We start from the raw sequence: 20845 nt of genomic DNA, 5'->3' as shown, positions 1-20845 counted from the left end.
ATGTCGAGTGCGCCTATCCCGAACCCGATCGTCCTGCAGCGCGCGGACCCGTGCGTCCTGCGCCATGACGGCCAGTACTACTTCACGGGTTCGTACCCGCTGTACGACCGCATCGTCCTCCGTCGCGCCGCCTCCCTCGAGGACCTGCAGGCCGCCCGCGAGGTCACCATCTGGACCAAGCATCACGAGGGCCCGCAGTCGCACCTCATCTGGGCGCCCGAGCTTCACCGCGTGAACAACGCCTGGTACCTCTACTACGCGGCCGCCCCCAACGCCGACATCACGTTCGACACCCCCGACTCCGACGACACCTTCAACCACCGCATCTACGTGCTCGAGTGCCTCGACGCCGACCCGATGACGGGGGAGTGGCATGAGAAGGGCCAGGTCGACACCGGCTGGGAGTCCTTCGCCCTCGACGCCACCAGCTTCGAGCACGGCGGCAGCCAGTACCTGGTGTGGGCGCAGCAGGACGTCGAGGTCAAGGGCCACTCGAACCTCTACATCGCGCGCATGGAGAACCCCTGGACGCTGGCGACGGCCGCCACCCTGCTCACCAAGCCCGAGTTCGACTGGGAGACCGTCACCTTCTGGGTTAATGAGGGCCCCTCCGTCCTCCAGCGCGACGGCCGGATCTACCTCACCTACTCGGCCTCCGGCACGGGCGTCGAGTACGCGATGGGCCTCCTCACCGCGGCCGCGGACAGCGACCTCCTCGACCCCGCCAGCTGGACCAAGGAGACCGAGCCGGTCCTCACGTCCGCCCCCGAGCACGGGATCTACGGTCCCGGCCACAACAGCTTCACGGAGACCGAGGGCGGCGACACCGTCCTGGTCTACCACGCCCGCACCTACACCGAGCTGGTGGGCAACCCCCTGTGGGAGCCCAACCGTCAGGCCCGCGCGCAGGTGCTGCCGTTCGACGCCGACGGCAGGCCCGTCTGGGGTACCCCCCAGCCGGACTCACGACCCACCCCCACCTCGATCGAGGTGCTTCCCCCCGAAGGAATGACCGCATGAGCGCCGAGGCTCTCGAGACAACCGCCCCCACCTCCACCCTGCGCTCCTCGCTCCGGCGCGGCGTGTTCTGGAACTACGGCGGCCTGTACTTCTTCTACTTCGCCATCTGGCAGATCTTCTTCTCCTTCCACGGCCTGTGGCTGTCGGAGAAGGGGATGGGCGAGGGCAACATCGGCCTCATCAACACCGTGATGGCCATCACGGCGCTGTGCCTCCAGCCGCTGTACGGCTACCTCCAGGACCGCCTGGGCCTCAAGAAGAACCTCTTCGCCTTCGTAGTCCTCTGCGGCGCGGCCGTGGGCCCGTTCTTCGCGTTCGTGTTCCCGCCGCTGATGGAGTGGAGCATGGTGGGCGCCGCCGTGGTCGGCGGCATGTTCATGGCACTGGTGCTCCTCGCCGGCGTGTCCGTGGTCGAGGCCTTCAACGAGCGCGCCTCCCGCGCCAACGAGTTCGAGTACGGCCACGCGCGCCTGTTCGGCTCGATCGCCGGTGGAACCATCACCCTGGTCGCCGGCTGGATGTGGGCGAACGTCAACCCGGACTCGATCTGGTGGGCGGCGTCGTTCTGCGCGATCGTGCTGGGCGTCCTGCTGTTCGTCGCGAAGGTCCCGGAGCAGGCGAGGGCCAGCGCCCAGGACGGCGACACCTCCACGACCAAGGTGTCCAAGGAGACCATCAAGCGCCTCTTCACCGACCGCAGCTTCGTCGGCTTCGTGGTCCTGATGTTCGGCACCGCCGCGCTCTACGACGTGTTCGACCAGCAGTTCGCCCTGTACTTCGCGCAGCACGTCGACCACGGCGACCCGGTCACCCTGTTCTCGCAGGTGGTCACCATCCAGATCTTCACCGAGGCCGCGGTCATGCTGGTCGCCCCGTGGTTCGTCAACAAGATCGGCGCCAAGCGCGGCCTGCAGCTCTTCGCCGCGATCCTGGTGGTCCGCGTGCTCGGCTCCGCGCTGGTCACCACCACCGAGGCGCTCATCGCATGGCGCCTGCTCGCCGCCATCGAGATGCCGCTCATGCTCGTCTCGGTGATGAAGTACATCACCCGGATGTTCGACGTGAAGATCTCCGCGACGGCCTACATGCTCGGCTTCGGAGTCGCCAAATCAATCGGCGTCGCGGCGTTCTCGCTGCCGTTCGGCGCGGCCTACGAGTCCATCGGCTTCGCGAACGCCTACCTCATCATGTCCGTGGTGATCGTCGCGGTCACCGTCATCGCCAGCTTCCTCATGCGCGACGACAAGGGCCGCGCCGATGCCATCGGCGAGGACCCGGGCGAACCCGTCGCGCGCGAGCTCGCGCGCGCCTGACCTTCCGTATCGAGGGACGATGCGCCGGCCGCCCGCCCTGGGGACCTACCCAGGGCGGGTGGCCGCGTCGTAGTGTGGTGACGCCTAGGGTCTGAGGGAGGTCCGATGCGTCGCGTCGTCGCGCTGTTCACCGTGGTCACCGCGCTGGCTCTCGCCGCGTGCACCCCCGCCTCGGAGCCTGCGGCGACCCCCGCATCGTCCACCCCCGCGCCCGTCGCGAGCGTGAGTGCGAGCCCCACGCCGTCGCCGGAGCCCTCGGCGAGCGAGGAGGTCGAGCCGTCCTACGTCGCGACCGTGCGCGGCACGTCCGTGACGGTGCTGACGGAGCCGGACGGCGCGGAGCAGCAGGTGATCCGCGCGGAGGACGTGCTCACCGTGCCGGACGCGACGCCGCTGGTGTTCCTGGTGAAGCAGATCCAGGGGTCGTGGCTCGAGGTGTACCTGCCGGTGCGGCCCAACGGGTCCACCGGGTGGATCCCCGCGGACCGCGTGACGGTGAGCGCGACCACCATGTCGATCGAGATCAACCTCAAGTACTTCGAGCTCACCGTGTGGGACGGGAACGAGGCGGTGCTCACCACGGAGATCGGGCTCGGCACCGACGAGCTGCCCACCCCCGGCGGCACCTACTACATCCGCGAGCTGCTGCAGCCGCCGGACCCGAGCGGGCCCTACGGGCCGTACGCGTACGGGCTGTCGGGGTACTCGCCCGTGCTCGACGAGTTCGCCGGCGGCGACGCGGTCATCGGGATCCACGGGACGGATGACCCGGACTCGTTCGGAAGAGCGATCTCTCACGGGTGCATCCGGGTGCCGAACAAGATCATCACGAAGATGGTGGAGAAGATCGGCATCCCGCTGGGGGCGCCGGTGTACATCGACGCGGAGTAGGGCGGGGCGGGGCGCTGGTGGGCTCGTGGCGCGTGGCGCGTGGCGCGTGGCGCGTCGACCGTGGGCGATCGCGACGGTTTCGCGCCGCCGCCGCCATCAACCGTGGGCGATGGTGGCGGTCGACCCGGGCGCGCGCTCGGCGGCTGGCGCGGCGGGGACCAGTTGGAGTTGCTTGCCATGGCAAGGAATCTCCACTGACCCCGCTCGACCCTCTGCGGCGTCATACCTGGTAGATGGCGAGTCGGAGTGAACGGGCTCGGGTGGCGCGAATCGGGTGGGGGTTCCGCGCTGCGCCGAGGGTGCCGACCCCACGCTCACGCGCCCCGGTGATAGCCCGGAGCAGAGAAGTCGCAGGACTTCGGCATCGGCTTATCAACCGAGCGGCGCCGGCCCCCACGCACCCCCGCCCCACCCCGGAGCCCGACCCCCCCGGAGCGCATAAGAATGCCCGGCGCGGTGCGGCCCGCTGAGGAAGGCCGCACCGCGCCGGGCGCTACACCGGGGATCAGCCGGTGTAGCTCGCCACTCCCGTCACCGGGGCGGCAGGCGGGGCGTCGAGGACGCTCACCACCGTCTCAGGCGGCTCCGAGTTGCAGACCGGTGTGGCCGGCGGGTAGGAGACCGTCAGGGTCTTGCTCGGGTTCACCTCGATGAGCACCTCGGTGTTCTCCGCGCGGGTCCACCCGTAGTTGGCGTTGCCCACGGACACCCAGGCGTCCTTCGAGGGCACGTACTTCCAACCCGGCCAGTTGTTCGCCGCCCCGTTGGCGTCGAGGCTGGCACCCGGCCACAGGATCCGGCCGGAGCCGATGTCCACGGTGGTGGACCAGTTCTTCGCCGGGTTCTTCGGGTGGACGAACGTGATGGTCGCGGTGCCGTCGTCCGTCGACACGTTGTCCGGGTCGTCGAGCGTGATGTCGTACTCGAGGAACGGTGCGTCCGCGTTGCAGACCGCGCCCACGATGGTGCCGTCGATGTTCGGCTCCTGGGTGTCGGGTGCGCAGCCGTCGGTCAGCTGGTCCTCGACGGTGTAGTCCACCACCAGCGTCGTGTCGCCACCGGGGAACGCGTGGCCCTCGTCGGCGACGAAGGTCGCCTCGTGGTCACCGGGCTCCTGCGAGAGCTCACCAGAGAGGGTCGCATTGGCGGTCTCAGCCACCGCCACGGATCCGGGTGCGTCGCACGTCGCGGGGGTCACCGTGACGGATGCGGAGGCATCCTCGCACGGCACGGCCTCGACGTAGACCTTGCGGAGCAGCTCCTTGTACGTCACCGCCGGCACGAACTCCCACCCATGCTGGTCCTGGACCAGCGTGTATGTGGTTGTCGTCTCGGTTGCGGACTCGAAGTAGAAGTCCACGCCGCACTGGGGCTCGCCGTACCAGTCGCTCACCTCGACCACGGGCGGCATGATGCAGTTGTCGCCGTCCTTGACCAGGCCCTCGGGAACGGTGGCCTGCTTGCCGTCGATGTTGAGGCACTTGTCGACCACCGGCGGGGGCGTGCACTTGCAGCAGTTGCCCTGGCCGTCGGCCTTGTAGCCGGCGGGCACCTCGGTCTGGATGCCGTCGAGGTTCTTGCAGACGTCCACGGGCGGGACGGTGCAGTTGCCGTGACCGTCGGTCTCATAGCCGGCGGGCACCTCGGTCTGAAGGTCGGGCAGGTTGGTGCAGACGTCGACCGGCGGCTCCTCGCAGTTGGCCGCCTTCTCCTGGGCGGTCATGGGCCGGCTCGAGGTCTCGGTCTCGGTCGATTTCGAGGACTTCCACGACCAGGACTCCGCGTCCCACGTGTACGTGGTGGTGGTGACCTCGCGCATCAGGCTGACGGACTCCGAGTCGCACTTGTAGTCGGATACCTCCCACTGGGTGCTCTCGACCTTGGTGTCCGGCTTCGGCGGCTTCACGGGCTCACCGCACACGAGGTTGCCCGACCAGTGGTAGTTGGTTCCGGCCACCTGGGTCCACGTGACCGCGAAGTACGCCCAACCTTCCCAGCTGCTGTGCGACGCGTACGTGAAGGACTGGGTGCCCGACCACGTGCCGTCGTTGTTGTGGAAGTTCAGCGTCTTCTGCTCGCCGGTGGCGAGGTTCTTGACGTGGATGTTGACGTCGTTCGCCTGGCCCGCGGGAAGCGCGGCCGGGTACGTCACGGTGAGCGCGTCGCACGTCGGTGCGGCGTACTCCCAGTCCCAATCGAACGAACGCCCCTCGGGACACACCTTCTCGCCCGTGTAGCGCTCACCCTGCGCGGTGTTCTCGTCCGTGACCTGGTCGAGCACGTACGACTGCCCCTGGCCGTCGTTGAAATACGTGCCCGTGGTCGCGTTGCCGTCCACCGCGATCGGGTTCTTGCCCGGCTTGAGCACCTCGTCGACGTACGGCGTGCCCGAGTACTTGCATACCCAGACCTTGTGGACGCCGTCGTTGCCCGGTTGCGGGTCGCCCTCGCTGGCAAGTGCCGGCGACGCGAACATCATCGTCAGAGCGGCCACGATCGTGGCCACCAGAGTCTTCCTCAGCTTCATGATCCCCTCCATGCTGGGAAGGGTGATCCGGCGTCGTCGGCGACGCCCAGCTCCCCAGCTGGGACCATGGTCCGGCCGGCGAAAACGGTCGTCAAAGGTGTGGCGAACTCCACAACTACGCATGTGACGTCGTTATACGGGCGTGAAGGATGTGACAAAAGGGATTGCGTTATCGGCTCAAGTCTTGCGTCTGAGTGGACGATGCGCCGGGAACGCCACGCCGAACGTCCGACCTCGTAGGGGGCCGGGTTCGGTGCGGGGAGGGTGATCTCTCAACGCCAGTTGAGATATATTCGGGGTGTGACCGACCGTCTCGCCGTGCTCGCCGCGCTCGCCGACCCCCACCGCCTGGCGCTGGTCGACGCGCTCGCGGACGGCGACCGCGCGCCCGGCGAGCTCGCCGCACTCACCTCTCTCAGCTCGAGCCTGCTGGCCCACCACCTGCGCGTGCTCGAGGAGGCCGGCGTGGTGACACGCCGCCGCTCGGACGCGGACGGCCGCCGCTCGTACCTCACGCTGACCTGGTCGCCGCTGCTCGAGGCGGCGCTCGACCAGCCGTCGCGCGAGCTCGCCCGCCCCGCCCGCGTGCTGTTCACCTGCACCGCGAACTCCGCCCGCTCCCAGCTGGCCGCAGCGATGCTGGGTGCCCGGCGCATCGTCCCCGTGGCGTCGGCCGGGACGGCGCCCGCCGCCCGGATCCACCCGCTCGCCCTCGACGAGCTCGACCGGCGCGGCCTCGAGCCCGTCGCCCTCGCGCCCGCCGCGTTGGAGGCCGCGCGCCAGCCCGGCGACCTCACCATCGCCGTGTGCGACCTCGCGTACGAGGACTGCGGCGGCGACCTCCACTGGTCCGTCGCCGATCCTGTCGCCGAGGGCACCAGCCGCGCGTTCGCGGCCGCCTTCGACGCGCTCGAACCCAGGGTTCGGCGCCTTGCCGCAACCCTCGCATCGTCCCTGTAGAAGGAGAGCCATGTCCGACAAGCCCGCCGTCCTGTTCCTCTGCGTGAAGAACGGAGGCAAGTCTCAGATGGCCCTCGGGCTGTTCGCGCACTACGCGGGGGAGCGCGCGACCTCGTGGTCGGGCGGCTCGGAGCCGGGCGAGGCGCTGAGCGCCGGCGCGGTGGCCGCGATGGCCGCGGTCGGGATCGACATCACGCACGAGCACCCCAAGCGCTGGACCGACGCGCAGCTGCAGGAGGCGGACGTGATCGTGACCATGGGCTGCGGCGACGCGTGCCCGTACGTCCCCGGCAAGCGCTACGAGGACTGGGCCATCGAGCCCGGCCCGTCCGAGGCCCAGCGCGACGAGATCGACGGTCGCGTCCGCGCGCTCATGGAGTCGCTCGGGCTGGCGCCGGGGCCGTCGGTGGTGGCTTCCTAGCCCGTGTAGCCGGCCTCGCCGGGCACGGGGGAGGCGCCGCCGGCCGTCTCGTCGAGCACGCCGACCTCGCCGGTGCCGCCGTCGCCGCCGTCGCCTCCGCCGCCTGAGCCGCCGCCCCCGTCTCCGCCGCCCCCATCGGGGTCGGTGCTCGGCTCGGGGCTCGTGGTGACGCCGCCCGTCGGGTCGACGGTCGGGGTGATGACCGTGGGTTCCTCGGACGGCTGCGGCGGCTCGGTTGTGGTGCAGGTGACCGTGCCGGACAACAGGCCGGGGAAGCTCTCCTCGCCGTACATGCCGTCGACGGTGTAGGTGTAGCTGCCGCTGGGGAGCTCGTCGGCGGGGATGACCGGGTGGAATCCCATGAGGTCGCCGTCGGTGTCGGTGAGGAAGATGATGTCGCCCTCAGACGTGGTCACCACGAACTCCCACTCCAGCTCAGGAGCCACCTGGTACGCGATGTCGAGGTTCATCTGCGACCCGCAGGAAACGTTGACGTTGATGTCGCCGAACCCCTCCACGAAGATCGCCGGGCTGTTGAGGGCCGGGAGCGACGTTGCGACCGCCGCGCTGCCCGCGACTCCGGCCGCGACCACGGTCGCGAATGCGAGTGCGCGCAACGGCTGCATGGCCGGCCTCTCCCGGGCTTTCCTCCATCCTGCGTCCCAACTGGGCGGATGGCAACGGGGAGGGCGCCCGGGAGGGTGCCGCGGGACGATGCGCCGGCTGGCTCAGCCTGAATAGTTCGGCTGAGCGGGGACCGGCTGGGCGCCGTCGGGGTTCTCGGGGGTGACGGTGGTGGTCGTGCTCTCGTCGATCACGCCCGTCTCGGGGTCGGTGGTGTCGGGCGTGGTGACGTCGGGGTCCGTGGTGTCGGGGTCGGTCGGGTCCGTGGGGTCGATCGGCTCGACCGGGTCGACGGTGGGCTCGACCGTAGGCTCAACGGTCGGCTCCGTGGTGGGCTCGACGGTCGGCTCCGTGGTGGGTTCCACCGTCGGCTCGGTGGTCGGCTCGACGGTCGGTTCGGTGGTCGGCTCGACCGGCGGCTCGTTGCACGTCACCGTGTCCTCGACCACTCCGGTCCAGGTGGTGTCGCCGTACGTCGCGTCCACCGTGTACGAGTAGGTGCCGTCGGGCAGCTCGTCCGCCGGGATGATCGGGTGGAAGCCCATGAGGTCGCTGTCGTTGTCGACCAGCGTCCACGACGAGCCGTCCGAGGCCGTCACCTCGAACGTCCACTGCGAGCTCGGTGCCTCGTTGTAGGTGATGTCGAGGTTCATCTGCGAGCCGCAGGACACGTTGACGTTGATGTTGCCCCACTCGGGGTTGTAGCCGCCCGCGGCGTAGGCGGTTCCGCCGCCGATCGCGAGCAGGGACGCCGCGGCCGCTGCCGCGAAGTACGGGGTCTTCATGTTGTTCTCCTCAGCGGGCTCCGTGTCCGGGTGGCACGTGTTCATTTGCCCGATCTATAACAATTTTATGAAGCCAAAAGTGCGACGACGAGGGACGCAAGTCCCTCCAAATGCCGCATCCCGCCCCGCCGCTCGGCGTGCCCTTCGACCGCTCCGCCAGCCGCCCTGCACGCTGGATCGCCGTGACACCGTGGTGTACGCACACGCTGGTGTGCGCACTTCAGTGCGTCACCGGGGCGCAGCGGACACTCATGTGTCACCAGGGCGCACCCGTTGACCTGTGCGTCGTGGCTCTGCGGCCCGCGCCCACACACCAACCCCGGGCCCGACGTCCCTGGCAGGGCACCGGACCCGGAGTGGAAGAATGGCGCGCGTGACCACCACGGCGCCGCGCACCCCCTCCGACACCTCCGACACGGCCGCGTTCGCCGCCGAGCTCGACCGCGCCATCGACGGCGAGGTCGACGCGAGCCCTCGCCGCCGCGCCGAATACTCCACGGACGCCTCCAACTACCGCATCCCTCCGCAGGTGGTCGCGTACCCCCGCGACGCCGCGGACCTCGAGGCTGCGCTCGCGACGGCCCGCGACGCCCGCGTCCCCGTGACCATGCGCGGCGGCGGCACCTCGGTCGCCGGCAACGCGATCGGCCCGGGCCTGGTGCTCGACACCAGCCGCCACATGACGCGCATCCTCGACGTCGACCTCGACGCGAAGACCGCGCGCGTCCAGCCCGGCGTCGTCCTGTCCGAGCTCCAGAAGAAGGTGGCGGCACAGGGCCTCCGCTTCGGCCCCGACCCGTCGACCTCCACGCGCGCGACGCTCGGCGGCATGATCGGCAACAACGCCTGCGGCCCGCACGCCGTCGCGTTCGGCCGCACGGTCGACAACGTCCTCGCGCTCGACGCGGTCGACGGCCTCGGCCGCCGCTTCACCGCGGGCCCGCGCGGCCTGGCCACCATCAGCGGCCTCGAGGAGCTCGTCCAGGCGAACCTCGCGCTCATCCGCACGGAGTTCGGCCGCTTCTCGCGCCAGGTCAGCGGCTACTCGCTCGAGCACCTGCTGCCGGAGCTCGGCGGCGACCTCGCCAAGTTCCTGGTCGGCACCGAGGGCACCCTCGCGACCATCCTCGAGGCCACCGTCCGGCTGGTCGACGTCCCGCCGGTCCGGCTCACGGCGGCCTTCGGGTACGCGGACATGCCCGCGGCGGCCGATGCGGTGGTCCCCATGCTCGCCCACAAGCCTCAGGCGGTGGAAGGGTTGGACGCGCGCCTGGTCGCGCGCGTCGCCGGCGCGACCGGCCCCGTGCCGGACCTGCCGCACGGCGCCGGCTGGCTGTTCGTCGAGGTCGGCGGCGACACCGAGGAGGAGGCGCGCGCCACCCTCGCCGCGCTCGCCGCGGACTCGGGCACCGCATCGTGGCGCGAGGTGAGCGACCCCAAGGAGGCCGCCCGCCTCTGGGCCATCCGCGCGGACGGCGCCGGGCTCTCCGGCCGCACTCCCGAGAACCAGGAGGCGTGGCCCGGCTGGGAGGACGCCGCGGTCCCGCCGGAGAAGCTGGGCGCGTATCTGCGCGACTTCGACGCCCTCATGGACCGTCACGGCGTGGTGGGCCAGCCGTTCGGCCACTTCGGGGACGGCTGCATCCACGTCCGGCTCGGCATCCCGATGCAGGAGGACGGCCGCCCGCTGCGCGCCTTCATGGAGGACGCCGCCGCCCTGGTCGCCCAGCACGGCGGCAGCCTCTCCGGCGAGCACGGCGACGGCCGCGCCCGCTCCGAGCTCCTGTCGACCATGTACAGCCCCGAGGCTGTCGACCTCTTCAAGGGCGTCAAGCACCTGTTCGACCCCGAGAACCACCTCAACCCCGGCGTGATCGTCGACCCCGACCCGCTCGACGCCCACCTCCGACGCCCCGCCGCCAAGCACACGCCAAGCCTCGGGATCGCCCTCGCGCACGACCACGGCGACCTCGCCGAGGCCGTCCACCGCTGCACCGGCGTGGGCAAGTGCCGCGCGGACTCGATCGGCTCCGGCTCGGGCTTCATGTGCCCCAGCTACCAGGCCACCGGCGACGAGAAGGACGTCACCCGCGGCCGCGCCCGCGTGCTGCAGGACGCCCTCAACGGCACCCTCATCGGCGGCCTCGCCGCGCCCGAGGTCCGCGAGAGCCTCGACCTCTGCCTCAGCTGCAAGGCCTGCTCCTCCGACTGCCCTTCGGGCGTCGACATGGCCGCCTACAAGTCCGAGGTGCTCCACCGCACCTATAAGAACAAGGTGCGCCCCGTCACGCACTACTCGATCGGGTGGCTGCCGCGCTGGCTCAAGGTGGTGGGCCTCGCGCCCCGCCTCATCACCGCCGTCCTCAAGCCCCGGCCCATCCAGAAGCTCGCGGTCTCGATCGCGGGCATGGACACGCGCCGCAACCTGCCCGAATTCAAGGTCCCGTTCCGCCGCAGCGAGACGGCACGCACCCGCCGCGCGAACCCGGCCAAGGCGACCCGCCTCGACAACCTCGTGGTCCTCTGGGCGGACAGCTTCACCGACGGCCTCGACCCCGAGATCCCCGACGCCGTCGTGAAGGTCCTCGAGGACGCCGGCCTCGACGTGGTGGTGGTCGCCGGCGACGCCTGCTGCGGCGTCACCTGGATCTCCACGGGCCAGCTCGACGGCGCCAAGAAGCACCTCGAGCACCTCCTCACGGTGCTCGGCCCCTGGGCCGTCAACGGCGTCCCCATCGTGGGCGTCGAGCCGTCCTGCATGGGAGTCCTCCGCGGGGACCTGACCGAACTCCTCCCGAAGGATCCAAGGGCCCTGGCCGTCGCATCGTCCACCTTCACGCTCGCCGAGGTCCTCACCGGCCGCGCGCCCGCCAAGCCCCGCGACGGCTGGCGCGTCCCGGACCTGCGCGACGTCACCGCGGTGGTGCAGCCGCACTGCCACCAGTACTCGGTGATGGGGTACGCGGCGGACCGCGAGCTGCTCGCGCGCGCGGGCGCCACGGTCACCGAGACCGCCGGCTGCTGCGGGCTCGCGGGCAACTGGGGCACGGAGAAGGGTCACTACGAGACGTCCGTCAAGGTCGCCGAGAACTCGCTGCTCCCCGCGCTCCGCGAGGCCCCGGAGGGATCGATCTACCTGGCAGATGGCGTCTCTTGCCGCACCCAGGCCGACGACCTCGCGGGCGTCCAGGGCCGCCACCTCGCGCAGCTGCTGCTGGAGCGCCTCGCATGACCGCGGTGCGGTTCGCGGTGGTCGGCACGGGGTGGCGGACGCGATTCTTCCTGCGGCTCGCGGCGATGGCGCCGGAGCGGCTCGAGCCGGTCGCGATCGTGGGCCGGACGCCCTCGCGGGCGCACGATGCGCTGGTCGAGGCACGCCGCGACGCCGCCCCGTTCTCCGCGCACCTTCACGACCACCTGCCGGTCGCGGGCCTCGAGCAGGCGCTGGCGCTGCGCCCGGACTTCGTGATCGCGGCGGTGCCGTGGGAGGCATCGCCGGGGGTCATCCGCTCCGTGGTCGAGGCCGGTGTGCCCGTGCTCGCCGAGACCCCGCCCGCGCCCGACCTTCCGGGGCTGCGCGCGCTGTGGGCCTCGGTAGGGGCCTCGGGCCTGGTCCAGGTCGCTGAGCAGTACACCCGCATGCCCGGCCACGCCGCGCGCCTTTCGCTGCTCGCGACGGGCGTCATCGGCAAGCCGCACCAGGTGCAGCTGTCGTCGACGCACCTCTATCACGCCGTTTCTTTGATGAGGACGATGCTCGGGTCGGGTTCCCCTGTCACCGGCGCCGGGGCGCGGGTCACCGCGCGCACGTTCACGGCGCCCATGGTGGATCCGCTCACGCCCGCCGGGTGGGTCGCGGGGGAGCCGGGATCGGCCGGCGCCGAGGTCCCCGAACCGGAGCCGCGCACCACCACGGTCGCGACGCTCGACTTCGGGGACGCGGGGATGGGGCTGTACGACTTCGTCGACAACCAGTGGTGGAACCCGTACGTGCACCGGCGGATGGTGATCCGGGGAAGCCACGGCGAGATCGCCGACGACTCGGTGCTGCGCTTCACCGCCGAGGGCCCGGTCGAGAGCCGGATCGAGCACCGCCGCACCGGCATGGACCTGAACCTCGAGGGCAACGCGCTGTGGCACTCGAGCTTCGACGGCGAGGTCGTCTACAGGAACGCGTGGCACGGGTCCCGGATGTCGGAGGACGACCTCGCGGTCGCGCAGATCCTCTGGGACATGGGGCTGTGGGCCCGCGGCGAGGGCCCGGCGCCGTACCCGCTCGCCGAGGGGCTGTGGGATCACGCGCTGTCGCTCGCGATCCTCGAGTCCGCGGAGACCGGGCGCGACGTGGTGGTGGCTGAGGAGCCCTGGGGCTGAGCCTTCCCGGCGCCACCGCTCCCGGGTTACCGTCACCCCATGGGGAGGCTGGGGAAGGTGCTGCTCGCGCTGGTCGCGGCCGGGATCGCGTTCGTGCTGGTAGGCCTGCCGCTCTACGTCTACCCCGCGCATGACGAGCCCCGCGAAGTCGACGCCGTCTACGTCCTCGGCTCGCCCATGGACATGCGCATGGACCTCGCCGAGCAGATGGTCGCGGACGGCCTCACCGACACCGTGGTGGTGTCCATCAGCGAGGACCCGGCGGAGCGCCAGTGGGTCCCGCAGGCGGTCGAGGCGTGCGAGACCTCGCAGGAGTACACGATCATCTGCGGCACCCCCGACCCCTTCACCACCCGCGGCGAGGCCCGCTGGCTGCGGGATCTGCAGGAGGAGCACGGCTGGGAGTCGGTGGGCGTCATCACCGTCGCGCCGCACATCTCGCGCACTCGCGTGATCATGGGCCGCTGCTGGGACGGCGACATCGCCTACTTCGAGTCGGGCGAGCCGCTGTGGTTCGAGCTCTGGGTCGAGCAGTACCTGTATCAAACTGCGGCGTTCGTGAAGGTGGCGTTCGAGCGGGGGTGCTAGGCGCATCGTCCGTCTGCGAGGCGCCCGTCACCTCGCCGCAACCTCGCCGCGCTAGGGTGCCGCACGTGAAACGGCTCCTGATCCTGGCGGTGGCGCTCGCGGGCGCGGTCGCGCTGATCGGGCTGCCGCTGTACGTGTTCCCCGCGCACGACGAGCCGCGCGCCGTCGACGCCGTCTACGTCATCGGTCCGCCCACCGCGCCGCGCATCGAGCTCGCCGAGCAGATGATCGCCGACGGCCTCACCGACACCATGGTCGTCTCGCTCGGCGAGTGGGATCAGGAGCGCGACAAGTGGCCCGAGGCTGCCGCCGTCTGCGACTCGGCTCAGACGTATGAGGTGCTCTGCACCGAGCCTGACCCCTTCACCACCCGCGGCGAGGCCCGCTGGCTGCACTCGCTGGTGGAGGACGAGGGCTGGGAGTCCGTCGCGGTCATCACCACCACGCCCCACCTCACGCGCACGCGGGTCATCATGGAGCGATGCTGGGACGGCGACATCGCGTACCTCTCCTCGGGCGAGCACCTCGACCCCTGGTACTGGGCGTATCACTACGCGTATCAGAGCGCCGCTTTCGTGAAGGTGTGGCTGGAGGACGGTTGTTGACGATGCGCGGGCTGGCTCGCGCGCTTCCCTCGCTTGCGATGGGGGTCGCGTTGCTGACCGGGTGCTCCGCGGGCCCCACCCCGCCGGAGGACCTCGCGCGCGAGCTGTTCGACGTGTCCAACGACGCGCGCGTCGAGGCCGGGCTGACTCCGCTCAAGTGGAACGAGTGCCTGGCTTCTAAGGCGGCGGAGCGCGCCGAGCCGTTCGCGACCGATCCCGACCTCGAGCACGACGTCCTGGTCTCCACCTGCCACGAGGGTGCCAAGGCGGGGGAGAACCTCTCGCGCACGGACGTGAGCGCGGAGGAGGTGGTGGAGCTGTGGATGGGCTCGGCCGGGCATCGCGCGAACATCCTGGACGCGGACTTCACCATCGGCGCGGTGGCGTGCGTGGAGGCGGACCCGCTGCCCGACGGCGGCGACTCGGGCATGCGGGCGTGCTCGCAGCTCTTCGAGGGTGCGGCGGTCAGCTCCGAGTAGAGGGGCGCCGCCGGCGCGGCGTCCGGCTGCGCCCCAGTGACACACGAGTGCTCGATGCGTCGCGATGACACATTGGAGCTCGCACATGCGCGTGTGCGAGCTCCAACGTGTCATGCCGGAGCGCCGCCTCGCGCGTTCTCCACAGATTTCGCGCATCGGCCCATCGCGCCCACGGTGAGCGGCACCGTTGACTTCATGCCACGGTCCCTCGAGCTCGATCGCAAGGTGGCGCGAGTGGTGGCCGCGCTGCAGGAGGGCAAGCCGCGAACCATGGCGCGCAAGGCCTTGATCAAGCGGATCGGGCGCCGGGGTCTTGAGGGCGCCGTGCGCGAGGGCACGCTCGTCGCGCTGCTGCCAGCCGTCTACGTGGCCACCGCCCTGGAAAACGATCACTCGGTGCGCTGCGCGGCAGTCCGACGATGGTCAGGTTGGCGTGTCCTCATCTCGGGCGAATCTGCGTTGCACCTGTTCAACGCCGCATATCCGGCTCCGGCCCGGATCCGCTGCGTCGCGGTCCGCACCTGGAACGCGCGGACTCCCTCCTGGGTGCACCTGTCCCGCTCGGTGCTGCCGGAGGACAAGGAGGAGGCGCGCGACGACTGGTGCGTCGGGCGAGGCGAGGCCGTGGTGGATGCGTGGGCGTGCGCGCCACGCAAGCGTCGCAAGGACGTGCTCTACCGCGCACTGTGGCTCGAGATCGCAACGCCCGACAAGGTCATCGAGGCCGGAGCTCGGCGCAGTCGGCTCCCGGATCGGAGCATATTCAACGGGATCATGGGCGAGTTCGTCGCGGGAGCCACGTCGCCGACCGAGGTGATGGCGAAGCGTGAGGTCTTCACCGGACCCGAGTTCGCGGACCTCGAGTGGCAGGTCCTGATGGTCGTCCAAGGGCGGGACCGCACGCCCGACGCGATCCACCGCGCCGCAAGGATCGACCTCGAGTGCGACGGCGACGCCGACCACACCAGCCCCGAGGACGTTGCGCGTGACCGCGAGCGGAACACCGAGTTCGCCTCCATCGGCTGGCTGCCAGTGCGTTTCTCCTTCAAGGAGCTTCGGGACCGGCCCGAGTGGTGTCGCCGCATGCTCGCGGAGACCATCGCGGCCCGCCTTGCGGCCCCGGCGATACCTTCCCCTGACACACCGGTGCTCGATGCCTCGAGGTGACACATTGAAGCTCGCACAGGCGTGTGTGCGTACTCCAATGTGTCACGTCCGCGCACCCCTGATGGAAGGAACCGGACCAACGGAAAAACTGCGGACAAACCGGACATGCGGTGCTACTGTCGAAACCGAGCCAGCCGGGGGGCCGTGCTCGCTGAGGGCATGAGGGGGAAGTGACGTGAACGTTCGTCGCACCATCGCAATCGCAGTTCTGGCAGGGGGCATCACATGCGCCCCGGCCGCCGCATTCGCATACGTCGCTCCGTCGCCGGAGCCTCCGGAGGACCAGTCGAGGATCACCTGCAGCGCCACCAGCGTGGCGGCCGGGGACTCGTTCACCTGCACCGTCACCAGCACGCTCGGCGACAAGGCGGCGCTCCAGACCAGCGCCTCCACCTTCGACGCCGCGATCGCCGGCACCGTCACCTCGGGCACCAAGGCCCTGCGCAGCGGCGCCGCCAGCTTCACCGTCAGCACCCCGAGCGACGCCTCGGGCACCGTCACCGCCACCGGGATCGTGGACGGCGGCGCGGTCGGCTCGGTCGCGGTGGACGTCACCAACACTGCGGTCCTGAGCGAGGACACCGGCACCACCGCCACGGAAACCACCAGCGCCGTGCTCTCCGCCACCGGCTTCGCCGGCACCACCATGGCTCTCGGGGCGGGCGTGCTGCTCGTCGCGGGCGCCACCACCGTGATCGTCGCGGCTCGACGCAACGGGCCCGAGGACGCGCAGTAGCCACCAGACCGCACAAGGGCTGACCGGGGGGACAACCTATGGTGCTAGCGGCAACCGCGCCGGTGGGGCAGCGCTCCAGGCAATGGCAGCGCAGCGTCCAACGCCGCATCGCGCTCACGGACGCGTTCGTGGTCGCGATGACCATGGTGATCGCGCACGGACTCCGCTTCGGGTGGGAGCCGTTCATCCCGCTCATGGGCCCCGCGGCACCCGCGTACATCTGGGCGACTGTGGGCATCTCCGCGCTGTGGATCCTCGAGCTCGGCTGGACGCGCTCGCGCGACATTCGCATCATCGGCTCCGGCCCCGATGAGTACCAGCGGGTTCTCGCCGCCGGCCTGCGCACGTTCGCCATCGTCGCCGTCGTGGGCTTCTTCGGCGGCTGGGCCCTCAGCCGCGGCTACCTGCTGTTCGCGCTGCCCGTCGGCACGCTCGTGCTCTTCGGCTACCGCCGCGCCTGGCGCGCCTGGCTCCACACGCAGCGCAAGTCCGGCCGCCTGCGCCAGCCCGTGGTGATCGCCGGCCCGCGCCGCACGGTCGCGCAGATGGTCCGCCGCCTCAACGGCGACTACGACCACGCGTACAGCATCGTCGGCGTCTGCCTCTCGGGCGCGCGCGGCACCGGCACGGGCTCCAACCCGACGGTCGGCCCGCTGGCGGAGGACCTCACCGAGATCCCCGTCCTGGGTTCGGTGGACGATGCGGCGGTCGCCGCCCAGCGCGTCGGCGCCGAATACATCGTGCTGGCGGGCAACGACGACGTCTCGCTCGCGGAGGCGCGCCGCCTCGAGTGGGCGGTGGAGGACACGGGCATCGGGCTGATCGTGGTGCCGACCGTGGTGGACGTGGCCGCCCCCCGGGTGCTCGTCAGCCAGGTCGCGGGCCTTCCGCTCATGCACGTCGAGCCCCCGCATTTCTCGGGACCCAGCCGCGCGCTCAAGTACGCCGCCGACAAGGTAGGTGCGGCGTGCATCGTCCTCCTGCTCGCCCTGCCCATGCTCGCCATCGCCGTCGCGGTGAAGGTGACCAGCAAGGGCCCTGTCCTCTACAAGCAGCAGCGCGTGGGCCTCGACCACGAGCCGTTCCAGATGCTCAAGTTCCGCTCCATGTACATGGACGCGGACGCGCGCCGCACCGAGGCCCTGGCACAAGATGACGGCAACGGCGTCCTCGCCAAGCGCCACGACGACCCGCGCATCACGCCGGTCGGACGGTTCATCCGTCGCTACTCGCTCGACGAGCTCCCGCAGCTGTTCAACGTCCTCAAGGGCGACATGTCGCTGGTGGGCCCGCGCCCGCCGCTGCCCTCCGAGACCGAGCTGTGGGACGCGGACGTGTTCCGCCGCCAGCTGGTCCGGCCCGGCATCACCGGCCTGTGGCAGGTGAGCGGCCGCTCCGACCTCTCCTGGGAGGAGAGCGTCCGCCTGGACCTGCACTACACGCACAACTGGACGCTCGGCCTGGACGCCGTGATCCTGCTCAGGACCGTCTGGGCTGTGGTCGCGGGCAAGGGCGCCTACTAGCAGGCACAACACGGAGAGCCTCGCCGGCTGAGGGGTGGGCGAGGGCTGAGGAGGGGAACGCATGAGGATCCTGCACATCGCGCCGGGCACCAGCCGTCGGCTGGGCGGACCGACCACGCTCCTGCGCGGGCTGGTCCCGGTTCAGCAGGCCAGGGGGCACCAGGTGAGCATCGTGGCGACGGACCTGCTGGTCGAGTCCGAGGAGGACCGCCGCGTCCCCGGCGCGGACGTCACGCTCATCCCGCTGCTCGGGCCGGGTCAGTGGGCGTACGGGCGGGGCCTCCACCAGGCCATCAAGAAGGCGGTGGGCGACGCGGACCTGGTCCACATCCACGGGGTCTACAGCTTCGCCTCGGTGTTCGGGATGCGCGAGGCGCGCCGCCAGGGCGTGCCGTTCCTCGCGGCGCCGCACGGCGTGTGGACCCCCGATCACCACCCGCGCCACCCTGCGATGAACGCCGTGTGGGACAAGGTGATGCTGGGCCCCACGCTCAAGCACGCGCACGTGGTGGTCTCCGACTCCAAGCGCGACGAGGGCTACCTGCGCGAGCGCGGCTACACCCGCACCGACACCATGGTGCTGGGAGTGGACCCGGCGCTCCACCTCATCGACACCCCGTGGAAGGACCGCCGCGGCGTGCTGTTCCTGTCCCGCGTCGCGCCCAAGAAGCGGCTCGACCTCGCGCTCAAGGCGTACGCCGCGTCGGGCCTCAAGGACCGCGGGCACGACATGACGGTCGGCGGCCCCATCGAGCAGGGCCTCGGATTCGACCCGCAGGCGCTCGCGGCCGAGCTCGGCATCGCCGACCACGTCACCTTCGTCGGCACCGTCGAGGAGGACCAGCGCCGCGAGCTGCTGCGCACTCACCGCGTCTTCATCCTCGCCTCCGACGACGAGTCCTTCGGCATCGCCGTCGCGGAGGCCGCCTCCGCGGGCCTCGGCGTGGTGACCTCGGATCGGGTGGTCGCGATGCTCGAGGCCGAGCACGACGGCGTCGCCCGCACCTTCCCGCAGGACGTCGACAAGCTCGCCGAGGGCCTCAGCAGCGCCGCGAGGGACGATGCGGGGGGCGCCGCCGCGTCCCTGTGCGAGTACGCGCGGGAACGGTGGACATGGGAGCACGCCGCGCAGCAGGTGGAGGACATGGTCGCGACGCCGCAGACGGGCGCGCCGCAGCCGGCTGCATAGGCCGGGCCGCTCCGGGTGAGGCTCCCCGCAATTGACCTGCCGAAGCGCCCGTGCCTAGAGTCGCGGGTACCGAAGTACCGGAAGGTACCGCGAGTTGCGCGGTGACTTCCCGCATAGGAGGCACTCCCGATGTCTACCGCTACCGCGCCCATCAAGGTTTCCGCTGAGTCCGACACGCGCATCTCGCACGCCGCGCACTTCCTCGGCATGCCTAAGAAGGATCTGGTCGAGCGCGCGGTGGTCGAGTACATCGAGAACCACCGTGACGAGATCGACGCCGCCGTCGCCCGCGCGCTCCGCGAGCTCGACGGCACGCGAGCCGACCGTGTCGCTCTGCTCGCAGGCATCTCGCGCGAGGAGCTCGATGCGGTGGGCGGCTTAGCCGAGCGCGACTGAGCTCGACGCTTCGCCGCGCCCCGTAATCGCGCTACTTCGTCGCGTTCGGGTGGTGCGTGTGCACGCGCTCCAGGTAGACCGCTCCCTCGAAGACGTAGAACCAGATGCGCGCGTCGCCCTGCGCGATTGCCTAAGGGCGCTCGACCTGTCGGGGCTCGTCGAGCCACTCGATGGGGTCGCTCCCCAGTCCTGCGGCGGTCGCGGTCGCGGTCTCGCGCCACGCGAGCATCTCGGCCAGTGCCAGGTGCGGCTGTCCGGTTGAGAACGAGGCTCGCGCCGCGTCGATCAGATCCTGCGCGCAGACGGCTCGATCGGCGGCACTGAGCGCGAGCATCCAGGGGTAGATCTGCGAGAGCCGCGTGGCCAGATCGCCCTCGTGGCCGAGCATTGCGGTGATGAGCTGGCCGGCGATCTGCAGCAGGGCGTCGCGAGCGTCGGCCTCGCGTCGTGACATCAGGACCAGAGGCGCCGCGTCCCGACGGGTGATCTCGACCGCGTGAAGATCCGCCGCCTCGAAGACGACCTTCGAGTTCCGGCTGAGCTCAGACGACTGGTAGCGGGCGATCGCGGCGGACATACCCCCAGCGTACTTCCGAACGTGTTCTGAATTCAGGGGGAGGGCTATCCCTCGTAGACCCATTCCGCGAACTCGATCACGCCGCCGCGGATGAGGCCGTAGACCTCGTGATAGGTCTGCTGCGAGCGGCGGTAGGGGTCGGGGACGTCGTCGAGCTCGTAGCCCGCGAGCACGTGGCGGTGCGCCGCGATCGAGCGCGGGATGTCCGCCAGCCGCTCCTCGGGGGTGTCGCCCTCGAGCACCGCGCCGGTGCCGGCGGCGGCCGCCAGCTCCGCGAGCGTGAACGTCCGCTTGAGCGCCGCCGGGCCGGTGCGCACGGCCAGCTGCCGGTGCTCCGCGGTCATCGTGATGATGAGGTCCGAGGAGTTCATGATCCGCTCGGTCAGCAGCCGCCCCGCGTGGAGCGAGCCGTCGATGCCGTCCGTGGACAGCTCGTGCAGCATCTCGCCCGGCACGCCGTGACCCACCAGCGCGTGCGTGCCCGCGCTCGACACGGTCGCCAGGTCGCCCAGCGCGCGCGCGAGCAGCAGCTCGGCGGCGGGCGAGCGGCAGATGTTGCCGGTGCACACGGTGAGGACGGTGGCCATGGCCCGAGGATAGCGGCGTGCGCTCTGCTTCACACAGGCCACCGAGCCGCGCTCCTGCACACAGGATCCGCGACCGGGCCGCA

At 70.7% G+C, this 20845-nt stretch carries 20 protein-coding genes; 15 read left to right on the top strand and 5 right to left on the bottom strand.

What is annotated here, in order from left to right; all coding sequences use genetic code 11:
• The 3 genes from AOM05_RS09915 (at position 1) to AOM05_RS09905 (ending at position 3224) form a co-directional block, all read left to right on the top strand.
• Positions 1-1020 (top strand): glycoside hydrolase family 43 protein, encoded by a 1020-nt coding sequence (locus tag AOM05_RS09915; RefSeq protein WP_062521769.1) that lies wholly within the window; start codon positions 1-3, stop codon positions 1018-1020.
• Positions 1017-2333 (top strand): oligosaccharide MFS transporter, encoded by a 1317-nt coding sequence (locus AOM05_RS09910; protein ID WP_062521766.1) that lies wholly within the window; start codon positions 1017-1019, stop codon positions 2331-2333. The genes AOM05_RS09915 and AOM05_RS09910 overlap by 4 nt, the downstream gene beginning before the upstream one ends.
• Before the next feature lie 105 nt (positions 2334-2438).
• A complete protein-coding gene (locus AOM05_RS09905) occupies positions 2439-3224 on the top strand; it encodes a L,D-transpeptidase (protein WP_062521765.1) in 786 nt (261 codons plus the stop codon).
• A gap of 505 nt (positions 3225-3729) precedes the next feature.
• On the opposite strand, the gene AOM05_RS09900 is transcribed toward AOM05_RS09905, so the two are convergent.
• Entirely contained in the window at positions 3730-5751 is a 2022-nt protein-coding gene (locus AOM05_RS09900; protein ID WP_156165145.1) for a hypothetical protein, read from the bottom strand.
• Between the two features lie 300 nt (positions 5752-6051).
• Between AOM05_RS09900 and AOM05_RS09895 the strand changes: the two genes are divergently transcribed.
• On the top strand, positions 6052-6711 hold the full coding sequence (locus tag AOM05_RS09895; protein WP_228373258.1) for an arsenate reductase/protein-tyrosine-phosphatase family protein: 660 nt from the start codon (positions 6052-6054) through the stop codon (positions 6709-6711).
• Positions 6712-6721: 10 nt separating this feature from the next.
• Entirely contained in the window at positions 6722-7132 is a 411-nt protein-coding gene (locus AOM05_RS09890; RefSeq protein WP_062521759.1) for an arsenate reductase/protein-tyrosine-phosphatase family protein, read from the top strand.
• On the opposite strand, the gene AOM05_RS14265 is transcribed toward AOM05_RS09890, so the two are convergent.
• Together AOM05_RS14265 and AOM05_RS14260 are read right to left on the bottom strand one after the other, a co-directional pair.
• Entirely contained in the window at positions 7129-7758 is a 630-nt protein-coding gene (locus AOM05_RS14265) for a hypothetical protein (RefSeq protein WP_062521757.1), read from the bottom strand. The two genes, AOM05_RS09890 and AOM05_RS14265, sit on opposite strands and share 4 nt — an antisense overlap.
• A 102-nt stretch (positions 7759-7860) precedes the next feature.
• Complete coding sequence (locus tag AOM05_RS14260) at positions 7861-8541, bottom strand: hypothetical protein (RefSeq protein WP_062521755.1); 681 nt, start codon at positions 8539-8541, stop codon at positions 7861-7863.
• A gap of 364 nt (positions 8542-8905) precedes the next feature.
• Here AOM05_RS14260 and AOM05_RS09875 point away from each other — a divergent pair, with 364 nt between their 5' ends.
• The 10 genes from AOM05_RS09875 to AOM05_RS09830 all read left to right on the top strand — a co-directional run bounded on the left by AOM05_RS09875 (position 8906) and on the right by AOM05_RS09830 (position 19598).
• Entirely contained in the window at positions 8906-11773 is a 2868-nt protein-coding gene (locus AOM05_RS09875) for an FAD-binding and (Fe-S)-binding domain-containing protein (protein ID WP_082097432.1), read from the top strand.
• Complete coding sequence (locus AOM05_RS09870) at positions 11770-12915, top strand: Gfo/Idh/MocA family protein (protein WP_062521752.1); 1146 nt, start codon at positions 11770-11772, stop codon at positions 12913-12915. The genes AOM05_RS09875 and AOM05_RS09870 overlap by 4 nt, the downstream gene beginning before the upstream one ends.
• 39 nt (positions 12916-12954) lie before the next feature.
• A complete protein-coding gene (locus AOM05_RS14430) occupies positions 12955-13503 on the top strand; it encodes a YdcF family protein (protein WP_169746748.1) in 549 nt (182 codons plus the stop codon).
• 65 nt (positions 13504-13568) lie between these two features.
• Positions 13569-14108, top strand: coding sequence for an ElyC/SanA/YdcF family protein (locus AOM05_RS14425; RefSeq protein WP_062521748.1), 540 nt, complete (start codon positions 13569-13571; stop codon positions 14106-14108).
• 2 nt (positions 14109-14110) lie between these two features.
• Positions 14111-14587 (top strand): CAP domain-containing protein, encoded by a 477-nt coding sequence (locus AOM05_RS09855; RefSeq protein WP_062521745.1) that lies wholly within the window; start codon positions 14111-14113, stop codon positions 14585-14587.
• Between the two features lie 174 nt (positions 14588-14761).
• Positions 14762-15754 carry a putative endonuclease domain-containing protein gene (locus tag AOM05_RS09850; RefSeq protein WP_228373257.1) on the top strand — a complete coding sequence of 331 codons (993 nt, stop codon included), beginning with the start codon at positions 14762-14764 and terminating at the stop codon, positions 15752-15754.
• A gap of 313 nt (positions 15755-16067) precedes the next feature.
• Entirely contained in the window at positions 16068-16490 is a 423-nt protein-coding gene (locus AOM05_RS09845) for a hypothetical protein (RefSeq protein ID WP_062521741.1), read from the top strand.
• A 38-nt stretch (positions 16491-16528) separates the two neighbouring features.
• Positions 16529-18013: a sugar transferase gene (locus tag AOM05_RS09840; RefSeq protein WP_082097430.1), complete on the top strand. Its 1485-nt coding sequence runs from the start codon at positions 16529-16531 to the stop codon at positions 18011-18013.
• A gap of 61 nt (positions 18014-18074) precedes the next feature.
• Positions 18075-19202, top strand: coding sequence for a glycosyltransferase (locus AOM05_RS09835; protein WP_062521737.1), 1128 nt, complete (start codon positions 18075-18077; stop codon positions 19200-19202).
• Positions 19203-19331: 129 nt separating this feature from the next.
• The gene (locus tag AOM05_RS09830) at positions 19332-19598 is read left to right on the top strand and encodes a hypothetical protein (protein WP_062521735.1); all 267 of its coding nucleotides are present in this window, start codon (positions 19332-19334) and stop codon (positions 19596-19598) included.
• A 130-nt stretch (positions 19599-19728) separates the two neighbouring features.
• On the opposite strand, the gene AOM05_RS09825 is transcribed toward AOM05_RS09830, so the two are convergent.
• Both AOM05_RS09825 and AOM05_RS14420 read right to left on the bottom strand, forming a co-directional pair.
• Positions 19729-20175 (bottom strand): hypothetical protein, encoded by a 447-nt coding sequence (locus tag AOM05_RS09825; protein ID WP_062521733.1) that lies wholly within the window; start codon positions 20173-20175, stop codon positions 19729-19731.
• A 44-nt stretch (positions 20176-20219) separates the two neighbouring features.
• Positions 20220-20762, bottom strand: a complete 543-nt coding sequence (locus AOM05_RS14420; RefSeq protein WP_062521732.1) for an arsenate reductase/protein-tyrosine-phosphatase family protein — start codon at positions 20760-20762, stop codon at positions 20220-20222.
• Positions 20763-20845: the final 83 nt, after the last annotated feature.

This window comes from Demequina silvatica (assembly GCF_000971215.1).
GTDB classification, from domain to species: domain Bacteria; phylum Actinomycetota; class Actinomycetes; order Actinomycetales; family Demequinaceae; genus Demequina; species Demequina silvatica.
This window is presented reverse-complemented; position numbering and strand designations above follow the sequence as displayed.

Bases quoted from the DNA above. Each gene is read 5' to 3' on its own strand.
- AOM05_RS09915 (WP_062521769.1), top strand. From the start codon at position 1: ATGTCGAGTGCGCCTATCCCGAACCCGATCGTCCTGCAGCGCGCGGAC.
- AOM05_RS09910 (WP_062521766.1), top strand. From the start codon at position 1,017: ATGAGCGCCGAGGCTCTCGAGACAACCGCCCCCACCTCCACCCTGCGC.
- AOM05_RS09905 (WP_062521765.1), top strand. From the start codon at position 2,439: ATGCGTCGCGTCGTCGCGCTGTTCACCGTGGTCACCGCGCTGGCTCTC.
- AOM05_RS09900 (WP_156165145.1), bottom strand. From the start codon at position 5,751: ATGAAGCTGAGGAAGACTCTGGTGGCCACGATCGTGGCCGCTCTGACG.
- AOM05_RS09890 (WP_062521759.1), top strand. From the start codon at position 6,722: ATGTCCGACAAGCCCGCCGTCCTGTTCCTCTGCGTGAAGAACGGAGGC.
- AOM05_RS14265 (WP_062521757.1), bottom strand. From the start codon at position 7,758: ATGCAGCCGTTGCGCGCACTCGCATTCGCGACCGTGGTCGCGGCCGGA.
- AOM05_RS14260 (WP_062521755.1), bottom strand. From the start codon at position 8,541: ATGAAGACCCCGTACTTCGCGGCAGCGGCCGCGGCGTCCCTGCTCGCG.
- AOM05_RS09875 (WP_082097432.1), top strand. From the start codon at position 8,906: ATGGCGCGCGTGACCACCACGGCGCCGCGCACCCCCTCCGACACCTCC.
- AOM05_RS09870 (WP_062521752.1), top strand. From the start codon at position 11,770: ATGACCGCGGTGCGGTTCGCGGTGGTCGGCACGGGGTGGCGGACGCGA.
- AOM05_RS14430 (WP_169746748.1), top strand. From the start codon at position 12,955: ATGGGGAGGCTGGGGAAGGTGCTGCTCGCGCTGGTCGCGGCCGGGATC.
- AOM05_RS09855 (WP_062521745.1), top strand. From the start codon at position 14,111: ATGCGCGGGCTGGCTCGCGCGCTTCCCTCGCTTGCGATGGGGGTCGCG.
- AOM05_RS09840 (WP_082097430.1), top strand. From the start codon at position 16,529: ATGGTGCTAGCGGCAACCGCGCCGGTGGGGCAGCGCTCCAGGCAATGG.
- AOM05_RS09835 (WP_062521737.1), top strand. From the start codon at position 18,075: ATGAGGATCCTGCACATCGCGCCGGGCACCAGCCGTCGGCTGGGCGGA.
- AOM05_RS09830 (WP_062521735.1), top strand. From the start codon at position 19,332: ATGTCTACCGCTACCGCGCCCATCAAGGTTTCCGCTGAGTCCGACACG.
- AOM05_RS09825 (WP_062521733.1), bottom strand. From the start codon at position 20,175: ATGTCCGCCGCGATCGCCCGCTACCAGTCGTCTGAGCTCAGCCGGAAC.
- AOM05_RS14420 (WP_062521732.1), bottom strand. From the start codon at position 20,762: ATGGCCACCGTCCTCACCGTGTGCACCGGCAACATCTGCCGCTCGCCC.